Raw genomic sequence first — 17165 nt, 5'->3', positions numbered from 1 at the left:
GGCTTTCCGCAGGAGCACGCCGACCTGCATCTTTTCCATCCGAACCGGAAAGATCCCAATGCTGCCAGTACATCCGTGGTCAGCGCGGTGGTTCAAAGGCTCGAACAGAGCGACATGCGCGCCGGATATGCACTGTCGTCCGCAGCACCATGACAATGATGTCTGCATGCTTGGCTCACCCATTCGGCGTCGGCTATTTGCGCGGAACCTCCCACGCATGGTGAATGGCGGGCGCGCTCCAGCAGCACGATCTTATCCGCTGATCCAAGGTTTCCGGGAAGCTGCGCGCATCGCTGATCAATGGTGCGGTTTCCATTTCGACGCGCTCTCGGCAGGGAGCGGACGAGGCGAGCGCCCTCCATTCGCCGGTTTTGGCGCACGGGCGACATCCGGAATGACGTTGCAATGCGTAGCGACCGTGACGCGAATGTTGCGGCAGAGGCAGTGTTCGCGGCGATTCATTCGCCCAACAGTTGGTCGCCGACGAACGTTGCCGTAGTTGACTTAACTGCGGTCGAGCCTCGGCCCGATAGCTTGTGTGTCCGGCTGCGAGACCCGCCGCAGATAGCCTGTTTGTCCAGTGCCGGCACCCCAGCGATCTTCGGTGCGAAGCCCATATTTTCGGCCACGCTCATACGCGGATAGGGCGCATAGGACTGGAACACCATGGCCAACCCGCGCGCGGACGGGTCGATGCCGTTGGCGCGCACGCCGTCGATCATGAGGTCGCCTGCGCTGATCCTCTCCAGCCCGGCGATCATGCGCGGCAGCGTGGACTTGCCACTGCCGGACGGACCGACGAAGACGATGAATTCGCGGTCCTCGACGTCGAGGTCGATGCCCTTGATGATCTCGGCGGCTCCATAGAATTTGCGCGCACCGCGCAGCTTGAGCTCAGCCTTGGCTTACCTCCCTGGCCCCGTTTTTCGGCTCGTCGTCCTGCACCATCGCCAGCGCCGTGCCAGGTTCGCCCTCCCACAAGATCAGGCTCGCCGCGCCGACCAGGCCCGCCCGATCGCCGAGCTCGGCCGGCACGATTGGCACGTCGCGATAGGCTTGCATTGCGCGCTCCTCGACGGTCGCCCGGATCGTCGGCGCCAGGAGATCGAAGCCGTTGGAAAGGCCGCCGCCCATCACGATCAGGTCGGGCGAATAGAGATGCAGGAGGTTGGTGAAGCCGATGCCGAGCCACTTGGCTTCCGCCTCGACCAGTTGGCGAGCCGCCACATCACCCGTCCGCGCGGCATCCACGACATGCCGCGCCGAGACATCGCCATTGTTCGAAAGGCGCCTGAGCAGCGAGCCGTCGCTCGGCGCGGTCAGTTGTGTCGCCCGCCGTCCAAGCGCGGTGCCGGAGGCGACCGCCTCGAAGCAGCCGACGGTACCGCAGAAGCAGCGGTCCCCTTCGCCGGTGATGGTCATGTGGCCGATCTCGGCCGCCAGCCCGCGCCTGCCGTGATAGATGTGACCGTCAGCGACGACGCCGCCGCCAATGCCGGTCGACACGGTGACGAACACCAGCGATCCGGTGCCGCGGCCGGCTCCGAAGCGCCATTCGCCGAGGGCTGCCGCATTGGCGTCGTTCTCCAGTCGCACCGGCAGGCCGAACTGCCGGCTGAGGATGTCGATCAGCGGCACATTGTGCCAGCCGGCCAGGGTCGGCGGCCCGATGACGATGCCCGCCTTGGGATCGAGCGGCCCCGGCGCGCACATGCCGATGCCGACCACCTTTGCCCGCGGATACTCCGCCAGCAGGGTGCCTGCCAGCGCAATGATCTGGCCGATCACCGCCTCCGATCCAGCGCCTGCCATCGTCGGTGCCGAAACCCGGGCGATGACATCACCGCTGCATTCGACGAGCGCGCCGCGCAGCTCCGTGCCGCCGAGATCGAAGGCAAGCGCAAGCGTGCTCATCAGGCGGCGACCTTCAGTCCGTGCAGCCAGGCCATGCGCTGCGCGAGGTCGGGATCGCCGAAGGCAAGCGAGCCCAGCACAACCGTCTCGGCGCCGGCGGCGCGCAGCAGCGGCACTGTCTCGTGGCGGATGCCGCCATCGGCGGCAAGCACGATGTCGGCCTCACGGCCGGCCTTCCGCATCAGCGCGCGGGCCTCGATCAGGCGCGGACAGGCCTGGTCGGACAGGCGCTGCCCTTTGACGCCGATGGAGGTGCCGAGCAACGTCACGAACGCCACTTCAGGCAGGAAAGGCGTGACGACGCTGAGAGGCGTTTCCAGCCTGAGCACCACGCCGGCTTCGGCGCCAAGCTCAGGCGCCAGCCGCACGGCGCGAAGCCCCGCTTCACCATTCTCGGCATGCACGCTGATCAGGTCAGCGCCGGCCGCGATGAACTGCCGCGTCTGCTCCTCGACGATCTCTGCCTCGACCATCAGATGCACATGGATAGGCTTCGTCGTCAGCTTGGCGATGCGAGCCACCAGGTCGGGGAAGAACAGGAAGCCCGGCGTGAAGCGGGCATCGGCAACGTCGATATGGTGGAGGTCGACATGAGCGTCGATGCGCTTCAGGTCGCGCTCCATATTGGCGAGGTCGGCCGACCACAGCGAGAACTCGCCGATCAGCCGGTTGCGCGGCAAGGCGGCTATTGCCGAGGGGCCGGACAGGGGTTTGGTGGTCATGACGGAATGAGGCTCCGGAAGTTGGCATGGGCGTGAAGGAAGGCCGTGACCTGCGCGTGCAGCTCGGCGAAATGCCTGGAGCTGTCGAGCGCTTTGGGCGCGATATCGGCAAAGGCGGCGCTGGGAATGGCGGCCGCCAGCGTATAGGCGGAGGACAGCGGATGCACGGCATCCATGGCGTTGCCGATGACCAAAGTCGGAATATCGAGAGACTCGGCATCCCTTGCCGAGACGCCCGGTCCGTCGGCGGCGATGTCAGCGAGCACTTGCGCGAACGTCATGGCGTCCGGCCGGTCGAAATAGCCCAGCAGCGAAGCGAGATTGTCGGGCGCCTCGCGATAGAGGCGTACGGCGGTCTCGGACTGCGCGAAAAGCGCCCGCGCTTTGTCCGGGCCGTGATCCAGCATGAGGCCGGCGACTTCCGCGATCGGCCGCATGTTCGCCGGTGCCTTGCCAAACGTCCAGGCCGGGCGCACCAGCACGAGGCCGGCGACGCGATCGCGATGGCGGCAGGCGAGGCGCAGCGCGATTCCCGCGCCCATCGACACGCCGCCGGCAACGAAGCGCTCGAGGCCGGCCTGGTCGGCGGCGGCGAGCACATCGTCGGCGAACATCTGGAAGGAGAATGGCCGATGCTTGCCGAGTGCCGAGCCGCCATGCCCGCGGCATTCGAGCGTGACGCGCCGCAAGCCGGTGCCGGCCGGGAAGGACTGGGCGACCTGCGCCTCGCCGCCGCCAAGACCATGCTGGAAGACGACCGTCAGCCCGTCGCCCGCGTCGGAAACCCGTAGCGTGCCACCATCGCGGAGCAAGGTCGTCGGGCGCTTCATCACAGGAGCCCTTTCAGAAAGCGGGCGACGCCGGGCGCCTCTTCGGCCGAAAGCCCATGCGTCACCAACGGACCGTCGAAGCCTGTCACCTTGAGCCGTGCGATGAAATCGGCGAAGTCGACCACGCCTTGCCCGGCGGTGGCGAAGCAGCCGTGGGCAAAACGGTCCTTGGCGTGCGCCATGGCGACATGGCCGGCCGTGGTTTCGATGGCGGCGGCGACGATGGCGCGGGCCTGCGAGGCATCCGCCTGCTCGAACAGGTTCGCCGGATCGAGGACGATGCGCAGCCGCTTCGAACCCATTTCGGCGATCAACTGCATCGCGTCCTGCGCCGACGTCACGATGTTGGCCTGTTCCGGCTCGATGCCGAGATCGACGCCGTGGCGATCGGCGAGTTGCAATGCCTTTTCCATTTCGCGCGCCATGTCGGCCCAGGCCGAGGGATCGGCATTGTCGGGATGATGCGCCCACTGGTCATCGCGGTTGCGCGTTCCCGTGCACAGCGTGACGAGCGGCGTGGAAAGCTTGGCGGCGGCCTCGATCACCACCTTCAGCCGGCGCAAGCCATCGTCGCGCACGGCGTTGTGCGGATGCGCCATGTTGTAGGTGCCTGACAGTGCCACCAGCGCGACACCGGAGGCATCAGACGCGGCTGCAATGGCACGGATGACATCGTCCGGGACCGCATCCGGCGTCGACGGCAGCCCGGCGCAGGCGAGGTTGAACTGGGTGACGGCAAATCCCGCGTCGCGCACCGCGGCCAGCACGCCGGCTGGCTCGCTGCCAGGAAAAGTCTTGGCGAACACCCCGATCTGCATCAGACCGCTCCCGCCACAGTGGCGATCTCGACGCGTTCGCCGCTTTCGACCGAGCGGGCGATCGCCACCATGGCGCGGATCGAGGCAAGGCCGTCATCGACGTTGGCGCCGCGCATCGGTTCGCCGTCGAGCACCGTCTCGGCGAGGCCCTCGAGCTGGCGCCGGAAGAAATGGCCGTCGGCGCCAAGCGGCTTGCGCGACGTCGCATCCTTCTCGTGGAAGATGTCGACCTCGCTGGCGCGGAAATACCAGGGATTGAAGGTCTTCGCGATCACCGAGCCGTTTTCGCCGTAGAGCTGGAAACCCTCGTGCCAGTCCATGCGCACGGCAACCGTGAGGTCGAGATGGCCGAGCGCGCCATTGGCGAACTCGGTCTCGACGAACCAGCAATATGCGCCGAATTTTTCGTTGAGGCGGGCACGCACAGCGGTGATCTCGCCGCACAGGAAGCGCGCCGTGTCGACGAGATGCGAGCCATGCGCCAGCATGAAATATTGCCTGAGATCGGCCTTCGGATTTCCGGCCGGCTTCCTCGCCAGCTTGCTGGTGACGGGCAGAGGTTGGATCGCGTCGGTGTTGGTGTAGCGATGGGTGGAATCGCAATACCAGGCCTTCAGCGCCAGGATGTCGCCCATCTCGTCGCGGACGAAATCGCGCGCCGCTTCCAGCGCCGGGTCGAAGCGCTTCATGTGCCCGACCTGCAGCACCTTGTCCGAGCGCTTGACCGCATCGGCAAGCTTCTGGCCTTCCTCGACCGAGACGCCGATCGGCTTTTCGCACAGAACGTGCTTGCCGGCCTCGAGCGCCTTGATCGACATCGGCACGTGATAGGCATCGGAGGTGGCGACAATCACCGCCTCGAGTTCAGGGTCGGCCAGCATTTCATCAAAGTCGCCATACATCTTCTGCGGCTCATAGGTGGCGCCCATGCGTGCCAGCAGATCGGGCGCGGCATCGCAGATCGCATAGAGGTCGGCATTGCTGGCCTTCACGCAGGATTCCAGATGCGCGAATTGCGCGATCGGCCCGCAGCCAAGCACACCGACACGAAGACGACGGTCTTTCTTGCGGATCATTGTCTCAGGCTCCGTAGCCGCGCATGGTCTGGCGATTGGTCTTGACCGCTCCGGCCGGATCGGCGGCGGCGGTTTCGGATTCCTCCTCCAGCACCAGCCAGCCGTTGAAGTTGGGCGCCACGCTAGCGATCTCGATCACTTTCGCCGTGTCGCAGACACCCTTGCCGAGCATCGCCCAGGTGCCGCTCGCATCGACATCCTTCAGGTGCACGTAGCGGATGCGATCGCGATAGGTGGTGAGCGTGTCGGCCATGTCCTTGTGGCCGCGCAAAATGTGGCCGGTGTCCGGCACCCAGCCGACCAGCGAGGCATCGAGCAGCCCGAAGATGCGGTCGTAATCGGTGCGATCGTAGAGCAGCGTATTGTGGTGCGAGCTCGGATGCACCGTGACCTGGACGCCGGCCTTGCTGCCGAGTTCACCAGCCTTGTTGTAGACCTCGGCCGCAATGGCGAACTTGTCGTAGCGCGGACCGTCCGACACGACGGTGGCCGAGCCCATGGAGACCAGCGCGCCCGGAAAGGCGGCGGCAAAATCGATCCAGCGCCTGGCGGTCTCGACATCGGCGCCGATCTTCTCCTTGAGTGTGAAGCCGCTATTCGAACCGAAGGCGAAGGAGACGAGCGTCAGGCCGGATGTCTTCAGCGCCGTCGCGAATTGCGCCGGTTTGCCGGCATAGCGGCCGATCATCGTGTCGGTGATCTCGATGCCGGCATAGCCGCCATCGGCGATCGCTTTGAGCAGGTCGTCGGGGCCGCCGCCAAAACGGTCTCCGAGCATTTCCCAGGTGAAGGTCTGGCAGCCGACTTTGAGGTCTTTCACGTTCATCCTTTCATTCCTTGATTCCACCTGCGCAGGCCCTTCGATGATGTGGCGCTGGAAGAACGGAACCAGCACGATCAGCGACGCTACGACGCCTGAGGCCGCGGCGATATCACCTGCCAGCAGAGAAGGTCCAATCCATCGATTGCGGTGCGCGGCCTACTCCATCAGTTCTCCGTGGGAGGGACATCCTACTTGACCGAGCCCGCGGTCATACCGGCGAGAAAGAACCTCTGGGCAACGAGGTAGATGAGCAAGAGCGGTAGCGAGCCGAGCACGCTCATCGCCATCATCTGGTTCCACTCGAAGGCGTGCTGCCCCATCAACAGCTGGATACCGATCGGGACGGTGCGCATGGACGTTGACTTCGTCAGCGTCAGCGCAAAGAGAAATTCGTTCCAGCACAACAGAAAGGTGTAGACCGACGTCGCCACGATACCAGGCAGTGAAATCGGGACGATCACCCGCCAGAGTGCGGTCCAGCTGGTGCCGCCGTCGACAGCCACCGCTTCATCGAGATCGCGGGGCAAGGTGTTCAGATATCCCGTCATCAGCAGGATCGCGTAGGGCAGCGTAAACACCAGGTAAGTCAGGATCAGTGCGACGTAGGTGTCGAAGATGCCATACGAGACGACAAGCCCGAAGAAGGGGATCAAAAGCGTGATCGGCGGGATCGTCTGCGTGCTGATGATGAGTGTGTTGAGGCTGCCCTTGCCGCGGAAATTGAAACGACTGAACCCATAGGCCGCCAGCAAGGCGATCAGCACCGTCAGCACGGTCACCGCTCCGGCCACGAAGTAGCTGTTGAAGAAGAAGCGCAGCTTTACCGGGTCGCCAAGGATGGCCGCATATGCTTCCAGCGTGAAGGCCTTCGGCAGGACGGTTGGTGGCAGGGCAAAGATTTCGGTATTCGACTTGAACGAGCTGCTCAGCATCCAGTAGATCGGGAAGGCCGCGAAAAAGAGCCCTGCGGCAAGCGCGACATGGAGCGCGACGGTGATCAGTCTGTCTTTCGGCGTGTGCCTTTTCCTCATGGTGACTACCGAGCCTTTTGATAGCGGATGTAGAACAGCGTCAGGCCGAGTGAGATCAGCAGGATGACCACGGCGCTTGCCGACGCCTGCGACAGGTTGTAGCTCGAAAACGCCAGCTTGTACGTGTAGGTGCTGAGGACCTCGGTCGAATAGATCGGACCGCCGCCCGTCGTTATCCAGATCAATGGAAAGACCTGCATGGTCCAGATGAAGTCGAGCAGCGAGATGCTGATGATGATCGGCATCAGCTGCGGGATCGTGATGAAGATCAGCTTCTGGTAGGCCTTCGCCCCGTCGATATCGGCGGCCTCGTAGAAATCCTTGGGAATGCCCTGCAAGCCTGCGAGCAGGCTGACCATGAAAAGCGGGTAGCCCGCCCAGATATTGGCGAAGGTGACGGCGTGCAGCGCGGTCTCGGGCGAGGAAAACCACTCGACCTTGGAACCGATGATGCCCATCTGCATGAGAACGCTGTTCACGACACCGTTCGGCTCGAGCAGGAGGCGCCAGATCACGGCGATAATCACCGCGGTGAACAGCCAAGGCAGTATGTAGAGCACGCGCAGGATATTGCGCAGCGTCGGATTGATGCGGTCGCTGTTCAGCATGAGCGCGAAGATCATGCCGATGGTCATGTGAAAGACGACACTCATACATGTGAAGTAGAGCGTGTGCCACAGCGAAGCCCAGAACACTGGATCGTTAAAGATCGCCTGGTAGTGTTTCAGTCCGGCAAAGGACGGGTCGCGACGCAGCACTGCGCTGTTCTGGAACGAATAGCCAATCACCGTCACCATCGGCAGCAGCATCAGCAGGCCGACTATGAGGAGCGAGGGCGACAGGTAGAGATAGGGTGCGACCGCTCGTTTCAGTCTATGGTGGGAGCGCTTCTTTTGGGTCATGTGGAAGCCTTCGCGAACCGGTCGTCTCACGTTCAGGTCTGTTGGTGCCGGTTGGCCCACCCGAAGGCAGGCCAACCGCAAAAGGATCAAAAGAGAGCAAGACGCCGATCAGAATTTCGCCGTCCAGCCCTTTTGAGCGTTGGCTGCGGCTTGTTCCGGAGACTGCTCGCCGGCGAGCATCTTCTGGGCTTCCACGTCGAACTGGGTCATCAGGTCTTCAGCCACCGGCAGGCCCGTGAACTCGTTGGCGAGATAACCGGTCTTGAAGATTTCGAAAGCCTTGCCGAAAGCCTTGTCCGAGGTCACGAAATCGGGCTTGGCGTTGACGTTGCCCGGGAAGGCGTTGGCCAGCGACACCAGTTTGGCGTTCACCTTTTCACTCATCAGATATTGGACGAGCTTCCAGGCTTCCTCCTGATGTTTCGAGGCCGCAGAGATGCCGATGCCCCAGGAGGCGTAGGGAAGGCCGCGCTTGCCGTTGTAGTTCTCCACGACCGGGACCGGGATGAGATCGAAGTTCAGTTTGGGATTGCGTTTGCGGATGAGGTTCACATGCGCAAGCGAGTCGATCATCATTCCGACCCGATCGTTGACGAATTCCTCGACCTTTTCCTGCTCGGTCTTGGTGGCAATGCCGGGCGAGATGACGCCGGCGTCGTTCAGCGATTTGACGAAGGTGAGCATATCCACCACCGGCTTGCCCTCGAGAGCCGGCTTGCCGTCAGCCATCATCGATTGACCCGATGCCCAGACCCACGACATCATGTCGTTCTGGACACCGGACGGCGTTTGCAGCGACAGGGGTAGCACCCAGCCATACTGGTTCTTGTCGGCATGCGTCATCTTCTTGGCGGCTTCGAGAAACTCCGCGCGGGCCGACGGCAGCTTGGTCACGCCTGCCTGGGCGGCGAGGTCCAAATTCACGAAGACCGGATAGACGAACGAAGCCACGGGAAACATCACCGCCTTGCCGTCCACCTTGATGATATCCGCGACCTGGCTCTTGTCGAAGCCGCTCGCATCCATCATCGGGTTCATGTCGGCCAGCGCATTCTGCGCGTTCAAATTGTTCACCCAGGCGCCGTCGAGACCAACGACGTCGCTAAGCGTTCCGGTTGCAGCACCAACCGAGATCTGGTCTCGCGTGGTCGCATAGGGGCCGCTGACCAGCGTCACCTTGATTCCGGGGTTTGCAGCCTCGAAGTCATTCATGATCGCCCTGAGCGAGCCGGCCGGCAATTCGGGCTCCCACCATTGGGTGAACTCCAGCGTCGTATCCGCCATGGCGCCGGTTGCGCCAAGCAACCATGCGGCCGCGGCTATTTTCAGCATCGCGGGTTGTATCCGAAACATCACTTTCTCCTCCTTCTTCAAGATCGACCGCACAATGCGGCCGATCGTCTGGTTTATTCAGAAGTCTTCTTGCGAGTATCTTTCGCAGGCGCCTCGCTCTCGCCTGCGGTCTGCTGCAGATATTCAGATCGCCAGATGCGTCTCGGGATCGAAGAAATGGAACTTGGCATCATCCACGGCCAACCGGATTTCCGAGCCGGAGTGGACGGCGCTGGTCGGCTCGAATCTCGCCACCGCGTTCGATGTCAGGCCAAAATCGTCGACCGCGTCCGGATCGCCGGAATCCACCCGGGCCGCGTCGATGTTCAGGTGGACGATATGTTCAGAGCCGAGTTCTTCGATCGAAGTCACCTTTGCGGGTATCGTCTGATACTTGCGACCGGATTCGAGGCTGCTGTCATAAAGATCCTCCGGTCGTATGCCGAACACGACCTTGCGCCCCGCATACGACCTCAAGCCCGGCCTGCGCACGAAGGCTGCATCCTGCAGCCGGATGGCGAAGGTGCCGGACATCAGTTCGTCGCCGGTCAGGGTCGCCTCGAAGAGGTTCATCGAAGGAGAGCCGATGAAGCCGGCAACGAAGGCGTTCACCGGCGATTCATAGAGCCTCTTGGGTGTGTCGACCTGCTGCAGCACGCCGCCTTTCAACACCGCGACCCTGTCCCCCATCGTCATCGCTTCGGTCTGGTCGTGGGTCACGTATATGGTCGTGACGCCGAGTTGCTTTTGCAGACGGGTGATTTCGGCGCGCATTTGCACGCGCAGTTTCGCGTCCAGATTGGAAAGGGGTTCGTCCATGAGAAAGGCGGCCGGCTCGCGCACCATAGCGCGGCCCATGGCAACCCGTTGACGCTGTCCGCCTGAAAGGTTCGCGGGTTGCTGTCCAGCAAAGACGTCAGCTGAAGGGTTTTGGCGATCTCGTCCACGCGCTTCTTGCGCTCGGCCTTCGGCTTGCCTGCCAGCCGCATCGAAAAGGCGATGTTTTCGAACACCGTCATATGTGGGTAGAGCGCGTAGCTCTGGAAGACCATCGCTATGTCGCGGTCCTTGGGCGGCATGTCGACGACGTCGACTCCGCCGATCCGAAGGCTGCCGCTGCTGATGTCCTCCAATCCCGCGATCATTCGCAATGCGGTGGATTTGCCGCAGCCGGACGGCCCGACGAGAATCAAGAACTCGCCGTTCTCGACCGATAGGTTCAATTGGTCGATTGCGCGAAAATTGTTCCCGTAGGTTTTGCAGATACTCTCAAGAATGACTTCTGCCATCTTCCTCCCTCCACAAGTATAAGCCGCTGATTTTATAATTGTTCTCGGCTTATGTTCACGTCCGAAATATTTCCTCCGATAGCTTCAGGCTATGTTCCAGTATCGACATGCGCATTTTTCAGTTCGACTGCTGACGGCGCGTTCGTCGATGCCAGGAGTTCCGTGACCTGGTCGTCGGTCGGAAGCGCCTCGCGCCCGCCACGCCCCGTTATCGAAAGGGCCGCCGCCGCGGCCGCGAATGCCACCCGGCCTGCGGTGTCGGCTCCGCGCGTCAACGCAAGGGCATAGGCGCCATGAAAGCAGTCACCCGCGCCGGTCGAGTCGACGACCACAACCCGGTGCGGGGGCAAGTGCCAGAGACCTGTCTCTTCACGCCCGCGATAGTACACGCCCCTGCCACCATCGGTCAGAACCACGGCGGACCGCGACGGCAACCATAATGCCTCGAGCATCTCGGCAGGCGATCGGCACCCCGTGGCAGTCCGCGCAAAGCCGAGTGGAAGAATGAGATGGTCGCAGAGCGCGATCAGCCGCTCCGTGGCTGGGCCGCTGCTCCATTCGATATCGCCGAGAATCCCAAGGCCGAGATCGCGAGCCCGAGCCACGACATCCAGCGACCGGATCGCGTAGCTATCGACGATGAGGACGGTCGCGCGGCTGAGGATATCGTCCGGAAAGTCGGGAGCGGTGCCCAGCATCGCATCGTCGTCATACGCGATGAACCGTTCCCCGTCCGAGCCGACGGTGATCCGTGAGCGCACCGGGCGCGCGTCGGGATGGCGCGGCGCGAATGCGGTTTCAACACCGCTCGCAACGAGATCGCGCAGCACGGCGTCGTCCGCCGCACTGCCCAGCCATCCGACGAACCCGGCTGTTCCGCCGAGCCGCACGACTGCGGCCAGCGCCGTCGCGATATTTCCCCCAAAAGCGCGGGCATTTTGCAGGACCTTCCCCTTGCCCGCCGACAACGGCTGATCGACATAGACGATGTCGTCGATCGCAATAGCGCCGAAGCCGAGGATCGAGGGGACGGCGGGCATCGTTCAGGCACCCGCCTTCGCCAAGGCGTCTTGCGCCGAAAGGCCGTCATGGATGACGCCGCGAAAGGCAAGCGCTGCCTTCTCCGGATCGCCATGCCCCCAGAGATTGCGGCCCACCACGGCACCGCGTGCGCCAGCACGGATGGCGTCCGCCGTCTGCTGAAGCGCGCCGAGCAGCGTATCGGTCTTCGGACCACCCGCGATCACAACCGGCACCGGGCAAGTCCGGACGGTCTCTCGGAACGACTCGAAATCGCCCGTGTAGCCGATCTTGATCACGTCGACGCCGGACTCGTAGCCGATGCGCGCCGCATAGGCGATCTCGTCGGGGGTGAAGACGATTTTTGCTCCGTCAGTGAAATCGCGTGGGTAGATATGTGCCACCACAGGCATGCCGTAGCGCGCCGCTGCATTTACCGAATCAGTGAGCCAGCGTATGTATTTGCCCTCGGTCGCGCCGCGCACCGGAATGGCGACGGCCAACGCATCGGCCCCGGCGCGCACCGCATCCTCGGGCGTTGCGATCAACTCGCTGATGCGATCGTCCGGAGTGAAGCAGCCCGCCTGAATCACCAGGGAAGCCTTGCCCGCATATTGCGGCCACAGATGGCGCGCGGTGCCAGGCTGGATGCTGACGTAGTCGGGTCTGCCCGCCATGACGCGTGCAAGCGCACCCGGCAGGTCGGCAAGGCCGCCTTTGCGCACGTCGCCATAGCCGACGAAGTGGTCGACCGCGCCGCCAAAAAGCTTCCCCGATGGATGCGAGAAGAGGCGCGCAAGACGCACCTTGGTTCCTAGGCTCATGAGTGCAAAATTCCCCAATCGTTTGATTTCAAAATCCAGGATCCAGTGTTTCCGAAAGAAACAAGAAAAACAATCTTTCGAAAGCTTTCGAATTCGCGTATTTTTGGTAAGGTGAGCCGCGGCCAGAGCGGTTGCTTGACGCAGGGAGGCAAGGGCAGGGCAATGTTGTCGGAGCAGAGACGCCAATCGATCTTGGGCGAGGTGCAACGCAGCGGACAGGTTCGCACGAAGGACCTGTCAGACGGGTTCGGCGTGTCGGAAGTCACGGTGCGCTCCGACCTCGAGATACTGGACCGAAAGGGACTACTGACCAAGACCCGTGGAGGGGCGGTGACCCGTACCACCGATTCGACTACGGCCGCGTTCGCCCGGCGGATGCAAACGAACCTCGACGCAAAGAAGCGCATCGCCCGGGCGGCGGTAGACCTGTTCGAGGACAACCAATCGGTCATCTTCGACGGCGGCTCGACATTGATGCAGCTTGCCATGCAGTTACCGCCGCTCAGCAATGTCGTGGTCGCGGCCACGGCCATGAATATCGTGCAGCATCTTATGCATCGTCCCGGGCTCGACGTTCATATGATCGGCGGCCGGGTCTATCCCGACACGGTGAGCACACTGATCACCGATGCCGATACGGCTCTCGGCGGCTTGGTAGCGCATCAGGTCTTTGTTGGAGCGCATGCGATAGACTCGTCACTGGATGTGGTCGACGTGAACGAAGACATGGCGCGAACGAAGCGAAACCTCGTTCGCATGGCGCGGCGCGTTGTCCTCCTTGCCGATTCGAGCAAATGGGGCGTCAGCGGGACCTCCAAGGCATTTTCGCTGTCGGCCGTCGATGTGGTGATCACCGACGATGGCCTGCCCGGTCCAATACGCAGCCAGCTTGATAGGACCAGGGTCAAGGTGATCTATGCCTGAACCCGTCTCGGTCCCTGGCCGCGACGGAAAGATCCAGTGCGCGCATGAGCCACGGGATTCGCATCGGCCGTTGGCCGGTTTTCATGTCAGTCATGTTCTCCTCCTCAAGGCTGGCGGCCTCCAATGCTGCGCCAGCGTTTTCACATGCTCTATAAGAATTTTACGCGCGTCAAGATTTAAAATGTTGTATAGCGGCTTTCGACTATGAACCGTTGCTGACGCAAGGGTGCAGCCAGGCCATGACCGCGTTGGGAGGTACGATCTGAAATGCACGGAAAATCAAAGACAAAGCTCGGCATCGGCGTCATCGGATGCGGCAACATCTCGATGACCTATTTGCGCAATGCGGCTCTGTTCGGCGGGGTAGAGCTCAGCGCCTGCTCCGACATTTCGGCCGATATGGCTGCGCTGCGCGCCAGGGAGTATGGCATCCGCGCACTCGGCGTCGACGCGCTGCTGGCCGACCAGGACATCGACCTTGTTCTCAATTTGACGATACCGGCGGCGCATTTCGACATTTCGCTTTCGGCGCTTTCGGCGGGAAAGCACGTCTTTACCGAAAAGCCTCTGGCGACGTCGGCCGCCGACGGCCGCCGGCTGGTCGAAGAGGCGAGGGCGCGCGGGTTGCAGCTCGGCTCGGCTCCCGACACCTTCCTCGGCGCTGCCGGACGGCGGGCGCGCCGGCTGATGGACGAGGGTGCGATCGGCCGGGCTGTGACCGGCACCGCCTTCATGATGGGGCGCGGCATGGAGCACTGGCATCCCAATCCGCAATTCTACTATCAGCCCGGCGGCGGCCCGGTCTTCGACATGGGCCCTTACTACCTGACGATGCTGGTCAACCTGCTCGGCCCGGTCGAGCGTGTCATGGCGATGGCGACGCGCGGCCAGGAGGAACGGCTGATATCAGCCGAAGGTCCTTACAAGAACACCAGCTTCAAAGTCGGCACGGCGACCAACATTCTGTCGCTGCTGGAGTTCCGCTCCGGCGCCACCGTCACCTTCGGCGCCTCCTGGGACGTGTTCAAGCACTCCAACCATCCGATCGAACTGCACGGCACCGAAGGCTCGCTGCGATTGCCCGATCCCGACACATTCGGCGGCACAGTCTCGCTCTCGGCGCGCGGCGACGACTGGGCCGATTTCGCTAGCGAGGCCGAACTCTACGGTGTGCGCAACTGGCCCTATGCCGCACCCGACCGCGCCAACTACCGCATGCTAGGCGTCGCCGATCTTGCGCGGGCGCTGGCCGATGGGCGCAAGCCCCGCGCCTCCGGCGATCTGGCGCTGCATGTTCTGGAGATCATGGAGGCGATCCTCGCTTCGGGCGAAAGCCGCGGCTCAATTGCCGTCAATGGGACCGTCGACCAGCCGCCGCTGCTCGAAGAGGACGAGGCGGCAGGTCTGCTTGCCTGACGGAGAGAGATCCATGATGACATCGCCTTCAGCGCCGTCCCTGTCCCCACTCGACCCGGAAGCCCGGCATGTGCTCGAGCTCGGCCGGCAGGCCGACGCCTTGCCATTCGAGACCGGTACACCGCAACAGGCACGCCGTGCCTACGAAGAAGGCCTTCCGGACCAGCAGGGTGAGCGCGAGCCGGTGGCTTCGGTCACTGAGCGCGCCATCATTGGACCCGGCGGTTCGCTGACGCTCAGGATCTATCGCGGGCAGGACGCGCCTGATGCAACTGCCCCGGCGCTGCTTTACCTGCATGGCGGCGGCTGGGTGATCGGCAATCTCGATTCCCATGACGAGATCTGCCGCTGGTTCGCCAATATGGCGGCTTGCGTCGTCGTTTCGCCCGCCTACCGGCTGGCGCCGGAGCACAAATTCCCGGCCGCGGTCGAGGATTGCCGCGCCGTGCTCTCCTTCATGCAAGAGGCGCCTGGCGATCTCGGCATCGACGCTCGGCGCATTGCCGTTGCCGGCGACAGCGCCGGCGGCAATCTCGCCACGGTGCTCAGTCTTCTCGCGCGGGGCGATCCTATTGCGTTGACCGCGCAGCTGCTGTTCTATCCCAACACTGATGCCGCGCAGACGGCGGACAGCTATCGCCGCTTCGCCGAAGGTTTTGGCCTGACCGCCTCGACCATGGCCTGGCTTCGCGATCACTATGTCCGCTATGCCGCCGACATCGACGACTGGCGCGCCTCGCCACTCAGGGCGGAGAGCCTCGCCGGCGCGGCGCCAGCCTTCGTCGCCATCGCCGGTCATGACATCCTCGCAGATGAAGGCGAGGCCTACGCCGGGCGTCTGCAAGATGACGGTGTGCCGGTCGTGCTGCGGCGTTGGCCAGGCCAGATCCATGGTTTTGTTTCCATGGGCCGCCATGGCGCGGCAGCGCGACAGGCCGTTGGCGCTGCGGTCGCCGCATGGCGCGGCTTCGATCCGGCTTTTGGGAAAGATCAGGCCGACTGACGCATCACCAGCGTCGCATCGAGACTGACTTTGGGTGCGACCGCCGTGTCGTCCTCCTCAAGCAGCGCCAGCAGCGTCTCGACGCTGCGCCCGGCCATCGAGGCGAAGTCCTGCGCCATGGTGGTGAGGCCGGGGCAGGTGTAGCGGCTCAGTGGATGATCGTCATGGGCGGCTACCCGCAGGTCGCAATCGCCCTTGCGGCCGATCTTGAGTCCGCGCGCATAGGCGGCGGCCATCACGCCAAAGGCCAAGCGGTCGTTGTTGCACAGGATGGTCTTTCCCGCCAGGCCGCCATTGTCGAGCATCGTTTCCGTCTGCTCGTAGCCGATCCGTTCGAAATCCCAAGTGTAGTCCTCGGTGTTGCCGATGACGACCGGCTCATGCCCGAGCCGCTTCATCGAGGCGACATAGCTCTCCAGCCGTTCCGGCGAGTTGTGGTTGACATGCGGGATGTCGAAATAGACCGGGGCGCCGCCGGACCGGCAAAGATAATCGACGATGGTCGAGACGCTCTGTGCGTTGTTGTTGCCGACGAACGGCGTCCCGCCTTCGAGATAGGTGTCGAAATAGACGACCGGGATCGCCTGCGTCAGCTTCTCCAGCGTGCGGTGGTCCGAGCGCACGCCGAGCGGCGCGATCAGCGCGCCGGAGACTTTCAGCGACAGGATCGTTCGCGTTGCCTCAACTTCGAGTTCGCGCGAGCCGTGCGAGGAGATCACGATCGGCCAGTAGCCCTCGTCGCGCAGCCGGAGTTCTATGCGGCTGACCATCTCCGAATAGAAGGGATCGGCCACCGTCGGCACCATGATGCCGATGCTGCGGGTACGCTTGCGGTTGAGGTTGCGCGCGAACAAATTGGGCTGGTAGTCGGACGAGCGCAGCGCTTCCTCGATGCGCTTTCGCGTCGCCGGCTTGACGCTGGTCGGATCGTCGAAATATTTCGACAAGGTCGGCCTGGAGACGCCACAGGAGCGGGCGAAATCCTCCATCGTCTTGTGCTTCATCGCCACCGATTTCCGCCTTCCGGAAACCTCGTTCCTTGTGCTGCCCGGCACCTACTTACGGTGCGCCGGCGTGCAACCGCAAGACAAAATTTTACAGAAAACTCCAGCTGTTTCAACGCGTATAATAAAATTATTCCACGCGTAAATTTGTTAATTGGCGCAAAAAGTGCAAGCCGTATTGACTCTGGATGTCGGTTGCCGCCAGGCACAATTGTGCGCGACTGAAGTCCGCAGTCG

15 protein-coding genes and 2 pseudogenes are annotated in these 17165 nt (G+C 63.0%); 3 read left to right on the top strand and 14 right to left on the bottom strand.

Features of this window, described 5'->3' with window-relative positions:
• Positions 1-569 precede the first annotated feature (569 nt).
• The 13 genes and pseudogenes from AC0L2X_RS06565 to AC0L2X_RS06505 form a co-directional block, all read right to left on the bottom strand.
• A pseudogene (locus tag AC0L2X_RS06565) lies at positions 570-887 on the bottom strand (ATP-binding cassette domain-containing protein); the annotation flags it as partial.
• 7 nt (positions 888-894) lie between these two features.
• Complete coding sequence (locus tag AC0L2X_RS06560) at positions 895-1914, bottom strand: ROK family protein (protein ID WP_352488886.1); 1020 nt, start codon at positions 1912-1914, stop codon at positions 895-897.
• The gene (locus AC0L2X_RS06555; protein WP_473599446.1) at positions 1914-2636 is read right to left on the bottom strand and encodes a ribulose-phosphate 3-epimerase; all 723 of its coding nucleotides are present in this window, start codon (positions 2634-2636) and stop codon (positions 1914-1916) included. The genes AC0L2X_RS06560 and AC0L2X_RS06555 overlap by 1 nt, the downstream gene beginning before the upstream one ends.
• Positions 2633-3466, bottom strand: a complete 834-nt coding sequence (locus tag AC0L2X_RS06550) for an alpha/beta hydrolase (RefSeq protein WP_473558783.1) — start codon at positions 3464-3466, stop codon at positions 2633-2635. Before AC0L2X_RS06550 ends, AC0L2X_RS06555 begins: the two co-directional genes overlap by 4 nt.
• Positions 3466-4284: a sugar phosphate isomerase/epimerase family protein gene (locus tag AC0L2X_RS06545; protein ID WP_473599445.1), complete on the bottom strand. Its 819-nt coding sequence runs from the start codon at positions 4282-4284 to the stop codon at positions 3466-3468. Before AC0L2X_RS06545 ends, AC0L2X_RS06550 begins: the two co-directional genes overlap by 1 nt.
• Complete coding sequence (locus AC0L2X_RS06540) at positions 4284-5360, bottom strand: Gfo/Idh/MocA family protein (RefSeq protein ID WP_473558778.1); 1077 nt, start codon at positions 5358-5360, stop codon at positions 4284-4286. The genes AC0L2X_RS06545 and AC0L2X_RS06540 overlap by 1 nt, the downstream gene beginning before the upstream one ends.
• Positions 5361-5364: 4 nt before the next feature.
• A complete protein-coding gene (locus tag AC0L2X_RS06535) occupies positions 5365-6186 on the bottom strand; it encodes a sugar phosphate isomerase/epimerase family protein (protein WP_473599444.1) in 822 nt (273 codons plus the stop codon).
• Between the two features lie 185 nt (positions 6187-6371).
• Positions 6372-7214 carry a carbohydrate ABC transporter permease gene (locus AC0L2X_RS06530; protein WP_023797144.1) on the bottom strand — a complete coding sequence of 281 codons (843 nt, stop codon included), beginning with the start codon at positions 7212-7214 and terminating at the stop codon, positions 6372-6374.
• A 5-nt stretch (positions 7215-7219) separates the two neighbouring features.
• Entirely contained in the window at positions 7220-8116 is an 897-nt protein-coding gene (locus AC0L2X_RS06525) for a carbohydrate ABC transporter permease (RefSeq protein ID WP_473558772.1), read from the bottom strand.
• A 108-nt stretch (positions 8117-8224) separates the two neighbouring features.
• Positions 8225-9469 carry an ABC transporter substrate-binding protein gene (locus AC0L2X_RS06520; protein ID WP_473599443.1) on the bottom strand — a complete coding sequence of 415 codons (1245 nt, stop codon included), beginning with the start codon at positions 9467-9469 and terminating at the stop codon, positions 8225-8227.
• 123 nt (positions 9470-9592) lie between these two features.
• Positions 9593-10737, bottom strand: a pseudogene (locus tag AC0L2X_RS06515) (ABC transporter ATP-binding protein).
• 89 nt (positions 10738-10826) lie between these two features.
• Positions 10827-11777, bottom strand: a complete 951-nt coding sequence (locus AC0L2X_RS06510) for a PfkB family carbohydrate kinase (protein ID WP_473599442.1) — start codon at positions 11775-11777, stop codon at positions 10827-10829.
• A gap of 3 nt (positions 11778-11780) precedes the next feature.
• Positions 11781-12581: a class I fructose-bisphosphate aldolase gene (locus AC0L2X_RS06505; protein WP_352488896.1), complete on the bottom strand. Its 801-nt coding sequence runs from the start codon at positions 12579-12581 to the stop codon at positions 11781-11783.
• Positions 12582-12743: 162 nt separating this feature from the next.
• On the opposite strand from AC0L2X_RS06505, the gene AC0L2X_RS06500 reads away from it, so the two are divergent.
• The 3 genes from AC0L2X_RS06500 (at position 12744) to AC0L2X_RS06490 (ending at position 15924) form a co-directional block, all read left to right on the top strand.
• Positions 12744-13505 (top strand): DeoR/GlpR family DNA-binding transcription regulator, encoded by a 762-nt coding sequence (locus tag AC0L2X_RS06500; protein ID WP_352565166.1) that lies wholly within the window; start codon positions 12744-12746, stop codon positions 13503-13505.
• Between the two features lie 267 nt (positions 13506-13772).
• Positions 13773-14921, top strand: a complete 1149-nt coding sequence (locus tag AC0L2X_RS06495; protein WP_473599441.1) for a Gfo/Idh/MocA family protein — start codon at positions 13773-13775, stop codon at positions 14919-14921.
• Positions 14922-14934: 13 nt separating this feature from the next.
• Positions 14935-15924, top strand: coding sequence for an alpha/beta hydrolase (locus tag AC0L2X_RS06490; RefSeq protein ID WP_473599440.1), 990 nt, complete (start codon positions 14935-14937; stop codon positions 15922-15924).
• Here the strand turns inward: AC0L2X_RS06490 and AC0L2X_RS06485 are convergent.
• The gene (locus AC0L2X_RS06485; RefSeq protein ID WP_352488899.1) at positions 15912-16934 is read right to left on the bottom strand and encodes a LacI family DNA-binding transcriptional regulator; all 1023 of its coding nucleotides are present in this window, start codon (positions 16932-16934) and stop codon (positions 15912-15914) included. The genes AC0L2X_RS06490 and AC0L2X_RS06485 overlap by 13 nt on opposite strands.
• Positions 16935-17165 lie beyond the last annotated feature (231 nt).

It is taken from the genome of Mesorhizobium sp. WSM4828 (assembly GCF_055811175.1).
The sequence above is the reverse complement of the archived record's forward strand: the minus strand, read 5'-3'. Positions and strand labels throughout refer to the sequence as shown.

Bases quoted from the DNA above. Each gene is read 5' to 3' on its own strand.
- AC0L2X_RS06560 (WP_352488886.1), bottom strand. From the start codon at position 1,914: ATGAGCACGCTTGCGCTTGCCTTCGATCTCGGCGGCACGGAGCTGCGC.
- AC0L2X_RS06555 (WP_473599446.1), bottom strand. From the start codon at position 2,636: ATGACCACCAAACCCCTGTCCGGCCCCTCGGCAATAGCCGCCTTGCCG.
- AC0L2X_RS06550 (WP_473558783.1), bottom strand. From the start codon at position 3,466: ATGAAGCGCCCGACGACCTTGCTCCGCGATGGTGGCACGCTACGGGTT.
- AC0L2X_RS06545 (WP_473599445.1), bottom strand. From the start codon at position 4,284: ATGCAGATCGGGGTGTTCGCCAAGACTTTTCCTGGCAGCGAGCCAGCC.
- AC0L2X_RS06540 (WP_473558778.1), bottom strand. From the start codon at position 5,360: ATGATCCGCAAGAAAGACCGTCGTCTTCGTGTCGGTGTGCTTGGCTGC.
- AC0L2X_RS06535 (WP_473599444.1), bottom strand. From the start codon at position 6,186: ATGAACGTGAAAGACCTCAAAGTCGGCTGCCAGACCTTCACCTGGGAA.
- AC0L2X_RS06530 (WP_023797144.1), bottom strand. From the start codon at position 7,214: ATGAGGAAAAGGCACACGCCGAAAGACAGACTGATCACCGTCGCGCTC.
- AC0L2X_RS06525 (WP_473558772.1), bottom strand. From the start codon at position 8,116: ATGACCCAAAAGAAGCGCTCCCACCATAGACTGAAACGAGCGGTCGCA.
- AC0L2X_RS06520 (WP_473599443.1), bottom strand. From the start codon at position 9,469: ATGTTTCGGATACAACCCGCGATGCTGAAAATAGCCGCGGCCGCATGG.
- AC0L2X_RS06510 (WP_473599442.1), bottom strand. From the start codon at position 11,777: ATGCCCGCCGTCCCCTCGATCCTCGGCTTCGGCGCTATTGCGATCGAC.
- AC0L2X_RS06505 (WP_352488896.1), bottom strand. From the start codon at position 12,581: ATGAGCCTAGGAACCAAGGTGCGTCTTGCGCGCCTCTTCTCGCATCCA.
- AC0L2X_RS06500 (WP_352565166.1), top strand. From the start codon at position 12,744: ATGTTGTCGGAGCAGAGACGCCAATCGATCTTGGGCGAGGTGCAACGC.
- AC0L2X_RS06495 (WP_473599441.1), top strand. From the start codon at position 13,773: ATGCACGGAAAATCAAAGACAAAGCTCGGCATCGGCGTCATCGGATGC.
- AC0L2X_RS06490 (WP_473599440.1), top strand. From the start codon at position 14,935: ATGATGACATCGCCTTCAGCGCCGTCCCTGTCCCCACTCGACCCGGAA.